This window comes from Bacteroidales bacterium (assembly GCA_018334875.1).
Lineage (GTDB): Bacteria > Bacteroidota > Bacteroidia > Bacteroidales > UBA12077 > JAGXLC01.
Genome location: JAGXLC010000309.1, coordinates 1 through 4765, shown reverse-complemented (window position 1 = coordinate 4765; position 4765 = coordinate 1). Strand labels below are relative to the sequence as shown.

Annotated in this window: 5 protein-coding genes; all 5 read left to right on the top strand. The window is 51.5% G+C overall.

The window, feature by feature from the left end:
- Positions 1-523, top strand: a 523-nt coding sequence (locus KGY70_17080) for a hypothetical protein (protein MBS3776914.1), incomplete at its 5' end; no start/stop codon positions are given.
- Positions 520-1728 (top strand): glycosyltransferase family 2 protein, encoded by a 1209-nt coding sequence (locus KGY70_17075; protein MBS3776913.1) that lies wholly within the window; start codon positions 520-522, stop codon positions 1726-1728. The genes KGY70_17080 and KGY70_17075, both read left to right, overlap by 4 nt.
- Positions 1698-2555, top strand: a complete 858-nt coding sequence (locus tag KGY70_17070) for a tetratricopeptide repeat protein (protein ID MBS3776912.1) — start codon at positions 1698-1700, stop codon at positions 2553-2555. The genes KGY70_17075 and KGY70_17070 overlap by 31 nt, the downstream gene beginning before the upstream one ends.
- A 100-nt stretch (positions 2556-2655) precedes the next feature.
- Positions 2656-3312, top strand: a complete 657-nt coding sequence (locus KGY70_17065; GenBank protein MBS3776911.1) for a DUF2459 domain-containing protein — start codon at positions 2656-2658, stop codon at positions 3310-3312.
- Between the two features lie 119 nt (positions 3313-3431).
- Positions 3432-4765, top strand: a 1334-nt coding sequence (locus KGY70_17060) for a prolyl oligopeptidase family serine peptidase (GenBank protein MBS3776910.1), incomplete at its 3' end; no start/stop codon positions are given.

The window sequence follows — 4765 nt, the reverse complement described above, 5'->3', positions numbered from 1 at the left end:
AAAAGGTGATATTCAGGACAAAGGGCTTCCCGTGCTTCTGATCGGCAATCATTTCAGCTGGTGGGACGGGTTTTTCGCCAATTATCTGAATGATCAGGTCTTTCACAGGAAGTTCCATGTGATGATGTTGGAAGAACAATTGAAAAAACGCATGTTCCTCAATAAGAGCGGGGCTTTCTCCATACGGAAGCATTCTCCCTCGGTGATAGAGACCATTCGGTATACCCGCGGGTTGCTGAGCGATCCTTCTAATCTGGTAACCCTATACCCTCAGGGGGAGATACGTTCGATGTTTGATTACCCGGTGCAGTTTGAGAAAGGCCCCGAAAAGTTTTTACAGGGGCTGGAAGACCAGGTTCAGGTTTTCTTTGTGACCGCTTTGATCGATTATTTTTCGTATACCCGGCCATCGGTGACTCTTGCCCTTAGGGAGTATGAACCAGGTGGCAAGGTGTGCGTGTCAGATATGGAAAAGCAATTTAACCGGCTGCTGACGGATATGGTGGCAGAACAAAAGGAGTGAATCAGATGGTAATGCATGCATTGGCCTGGATCATACTGGTATTTGCCGGACTTCGCCTGGGGGTGGCACTGGTGAATTTTTTTTCGCCTTTATATCTTCCCAATGTTTCTTCACCCGCAGAAAAGGGACATCATACAGATGCTCGATCCGGGTGGTTCAATAATCTCAGGCAATCGATTCATAAACAGCAAAGAAAGGAAGAGCCGCTTACCGTAAATCCTTTTCTTTCCCTGCTCATTCCTGCCCGCGATGAGGCCGACAACCTTCCCGGATTGACCCGGGCCCTTCTGGATCAAACCTACAGAAATTTTGAGCTGATCGTTTATGATGACCACTCCCGTGATGCTACCCCCCAAATCCTGGATGACCTCAGCCGCAAGCACAACCGGGTGAGATGGGTGAGGGGAGAAGACCTGCCGGATGGATGGACCGGTAAGAACCATGCCTGTTACCGGTTGGCAAAAGAGGCCAGGGGAGAGTTGCTGTTGTATCTGGATGCGGATGTATCGGTGAGCCCTGATTTGCTTGACAAAGCCGTGGCTTACTTCACCCGTAAAGAATTATCGCTGCTTTCCATCTTTCCCCATCAGATCATGCGTACCAGGGGTGAATGGCTTACCGTGCCCCTGATGAACTGGATCCTGCTGAGCCTGCTGCCGATGATCCTGGTGAGGATGAGCCGCCGGCCCTCCTTTTCCGCGGCCAACGGTCAGTTTATGATGTTTGACGCTGCTGTATACCGGGCTAATCAATGGCACAGGCAGGTAAGCGACAACCTGGTGGAAGACATAGAGATCAACAGGATCATGAAGCAAGAAGGCTATCGAACGGCTACCCTGCTGGGCAGGCATGACATCATGTGCCGCATGTACGGCTCCTTTCAGGAAGGGGTACATGGTTTTGCCAAGAACGTTACCGAGTTTTTTGGAGGAAGCCCGGCCATGAGCATGCTCTTTACATTGCTGGTGATAAGCGGGGTGGTGATCATTCCCCTGGGACTCGGTTGGCAGGGTTTGATGGCCTATTTATTGATGGTGCTCTTTTTGCGCATGGTGATCTCACTCAAAAGCCGGCAACCTGTACAAAAGAATTTTCTTTATCATATTCCCCAGATGGTTGCGTTTATATTAATTGTTTATAAGGGTATCAAAGTGAGAAGAAAGGGAAAATACTCATGGAAAGGAAGGATCACAGGCGGAGGATGATCTGGTGGACCCGGTATATCATAACCGGTATGGCTCTGTTGCTGATCGCACTGGGAAGTGCTGTTCCTGGCCATGGCAGGGTTGACCCTCCCGCTGAACTTTCTTATGAGCAGGTTAAGGGTCCTTCTGAAAATCCATCCTCCTACGCATGCCGGTTTTATGAGTCCTACATCAGCGGGGAAATGGATCCCTGGCCGGGATGGATCGATGAGCTGGAGCGCAAGTATGCCCGCAGTCAGGAACCTGCCGTGCTTTATGCTATCCTCATTGCCCATTATGGTTATGTGGCCTGGCTGATCGGTATGGACAGGCATGACCGGGCAAAAGAGTATCTGGATAATGGCCGGGATCATCTGGAGGAGCTGGAGCGATACTCCGGATATCGTTCCATTGCAGAGGCGATGCGTGGGGCTTTCCTGGCCTATGAGATTGGGATGAACCGCAGCAAGGCCGTATGGCTAGGCCCCAGGAGCATGAAGCACATCAACCGGGCTGTGGAGCTGGATGCCCAAAACCCCATTGCCTGGATGGAGAAGGGAAATGCGGAATTTCATATGCCCCGCATCTTTGGAGGCAGCTATCACAAGGCAGCGGAATACTACCAAAAGGCCATCCGGTTGTTTGAATCGAAAAAGGGGGATTTGAAGTGCAACTGGCGTTATCTCAATGCCCTGGCCTGGCTGGCCCAATCCTACGACAAGGCCGGGGAGGAAAAGCAGGCCCTGGCCACTTATCAAAAAATTCTTGAGGTGGAACCCGAATTCGATTGGGTCAGGGATGAGCTTTATCCCGAGTTTCGCGAAGACCACGGCCATATAAGCCCATAGATGCAGTGGGGCATAAAAGTTTTTTCAGCCTGTGTTCAGGCATCAACCCGCCTGATGGCTATCGTTGAGAGTCAGCTGCTCATACAGATTGCACCCATTTATGATGCGATGGATTGTATATTTAACGCTGGCAGGTTTGCTTAGTCTGTGGCTCCAGGGGTGTTCTTCTTCCCGGGATATCCCCTATCCACCCCAGAAGGATGAGCCGTCCATCCCGGTATATGTTACTAAACGGGGCTGGCATACGGGAATCCTTATCCCCAGGGGATCACTTGACACCCTTTTGCCCCATGTTGCCGGCGACTTTGCAGAGGCCACTCATCTGAATTTCAGCTGGGGCGACAGGAAATATTTTATGGCTCCTAAAGGTACTGTTGGCCTCGCCTTGAGGGCTGCTTTGCTCCCAACCCAATCGGTCGTTCATGTGGATGGTTTCAACTACCTGCCATCCGGATACACCGACCGCCAGGACGTTGTTCCCCTCGAATTGACCCGGGAAGGTTTTAAGTCGATGGTCCGGTTCATCGGAGGGAGCTTTCAGCGGGATTCGTCCTGCGGTTCTTCTGCTGCTTTGATCCCCCTGCGGGAAAAACCCCGGGCCATGAGCTGTTTTTATCTCTCTAACATCGCCTACTGGGGCACCCGCACCTGCAATGTATGGACAGCCCGGGCCCTGAAAAAGGCCGGTGTGGATATTCATCCGGCTTTTTCTCTCACTGCCCGCCAGGTGATGCAAAAAGTCATAGAACAACAATAGATATTTGTTTTTGGATGTATTTTGCTTTGTTTTTTGGCTTAAAATTCAAAAAAAATGTGCTTAATTTACGAAGGACGCGAAGAGAGGTCCGAAAATGATTGTAATAAATATACATCCTTATGAATCAATTGAAAAAGCTCGTAATTCTGCTGATCGTATTGGTATTATCAGGTGCCTTTCAAATTTTTGCTCAGGAAGACTTTATTGGTTATGCCAATGAGAATCGGGTAAAACCCATCATCAAGGGTGGAGAGGCCCAGGTCGTTCCTGAATTTAAGGATCCGGACTATTGGATCCGTCATGACCTGTGGGTGGAGACCGAATTCGATTCGGATGGCGATGGCAAGTTGGACCGCATGCATGTGGATGTGATCCGCCCCCGGCAAACAGAGACCCAGGGGCTGAAGCTTCCTGTCATTTATGGTTCGAGCCCGTATTATGCGGGAGTGGGATCCACGGATGAAAAATATTTCTGGGATGTCCGCCATGAGCTGAATAAGAAGCCCCCTGAACGGGAGCATGTCCCGTCGATTGACAGCCGCGGGCAGCGTCCGGTCATCTCCAACGGTCATGTAGAGACCTGGGTGCCCCGGGGGTTTGTGGTGGTGCATTCCTCTTCACCGGGAACAGGCCTTTCGGAAGGCTGTCCTACCGTAGGAGGAGACAATGAATCGCTGGCACCCAAGGCGGTGATCGACTGGCTCAATGGACGGGCCAAGGGATATACCACCCCCGACGGAGATGAAACGGTAGAGGCTTACTGGTCGACCGGTAAGGTGGGTATGACCGGTACTTCCTATAACGGAACCATCCCCCTGGCAGCAGCCACCACCGGGGTGGAAGGCCTGGAGGCTATTATTCCCATCGCACCCAATACTTCCTATTACCATTATTACCGTTCCAACGGCCTGGTGCGCCATCCGGGGGGCTACCTGGGAGAGGACATCGATTACCTGTACGACTGGATCCACAGCGGCAACCCGGAGCGGCGCGAATGGTGCAACTGCCACATCCGCGATGAAGAGATGCAGGAAAACCAGGACCGGGTGACAGGCGATTACAATGCATTCTGGGCCGGCAGGGATTACCTGAACGATCTGGAACCACTGAAGGCTGCCGTGTTTATGTCCCATGGCTTCAACGACTGGAATGTAGTGCCCATCCATAGTTACAGGATCTATAAAGCTTTAAAGGAGAAGGATGTACCGGTGAAATTGTATTACCACCAGCAAGGACACGGAGGCGCCCCACCGCTGAAACAGATGAACCGTTGGTTTACCCGGTATCTGCATGGTGTGGAAAACAATGTGGAGGAGGATCCCGAAGTATGGATTGTAAGGGAGGATGATAAGCGAGACAATCCCACCCCCTATGAGGCTTATCCCCATGTCGACTCCAGGCCGGTTAACCTGTATCTGACTGCGGGTGCCCCGCAAACGGGCGGACTGGTAAT

Bases quoted from the DNA above. Each gene is read 5' to 3' on its own strand.
- KGY70_17070 (MBS3776912.1), top strand. From the start codon at position 1,698: ATGGAAAGGAAGGATCACAGGCGGAGGATGATCTGGTGGACCCGGTAT.
- KGY70_17065 (MBS3776911.1), top strand. From the start codon at position 2,656: ATGATGCGATGGATTGTATATTTAACGCTGGCAGGTTTGCTTAGTCTG.